Here is a 1,025-nt window from a genome sequence, read left to right as displayed (position 1 = left end):
AAAAATATTTTGCGCAAATTCACCATCTAATGTTTGTTTTTGCTGAGCGTGGTCAAGATAAATATTTCCACTTAATAAAAGCGGGATATCTTTTGCATCAGAACCTGTGAGCTGCGCAATTTTTTGCACGTTATCGGCATCTTTAACGTAAGCGGCTGGGTCTTGGTTATATTTTTCGAGTTGCTCAAGTGTGGTTTGGACAAAAGCTTTCAAAAAGTCAGGATTTTTCTCTGCAAAGTCTTTACGTACAACCCATAAGTCATAAGTTGGAGCACCCCATTCACCGACTTGTTTTGAGTCGGTTAAAACCGTACCAGATGCTTTGGCTTTACTTAAAGCAGGTTCCCACACATAGGCAGCATCAATATCACCACGTTCCCAAGCAGCTGAAATTTCAGGTGGACGCAAGTTAATAATTTTTACTTTGTCTTCTGGAATGTTCCAATGTTTAAGTGCAGACAAAAGGCTGTAATGGGTTGTCGAAACAAACGGTACAGCAATGGTTTTGCCAATTAAATCTTGAGGAGTTTTAATGCCTGATTTATTACTCACTACGAGTGCTTCAGATGCACCAAGTTTTGAAGTAATTAAGAATACTTCAATCGGTAAATTACGGCTTGCCGCGGCAGCAAGTGGGCTTGAACCAATATTACCAAGTACGACATCACCTGAAGCCAGAGCATTGACAACATCTGAACCCGCATCAAATTTTTTCCATTGAATAGTACGTTGACTATGTTTTTCATAGTCTCCATTCGCCTGTGCAACTTTGCTTGGGTCAACCCCAGTTTGATAAGCAATCACGACAGGTTTATTGTCACGAACTGAAGCACTTGTATTATTGTCTTTTTTATTTTGCCATACGATAAATGCAACAATTGCGACTATAACAATTGCCGTGATAATCAACGGTTTGGTCTTCGTGCTCATAATTTCATGATCTTTCAATAATATAAGCTCATGGTATGCAGCTGGCCTTATAATGAAAAATAAAAAAATATGAGTTGCTTATCTGGTTTTTATAA

1 protein-coding gene is annotated in these 1,025 nt (G+C 38.5%); it reads right to left on the bottom strand.

Going from position 1 to position 1,025, the window contains the following annotated elements; genetic code table 11:
* Window positions 1-948: taurine ABC transporter substrate-binding protein (gene tauA / locus VXQ92_RS21285; protein ID WP_416683099.1), on the bottom strand; the 948-nt coding region annotated here is incomplete at its 3' end.
* Window positions 949-1,025: the final 77 nt, after the last annotated feature.

The organism is Acinetobacter sp. 228 (assembly GCF_048147885.1).
This window is presented reverse-complemented; position numbering and strand designations above follow the sequence as displayed.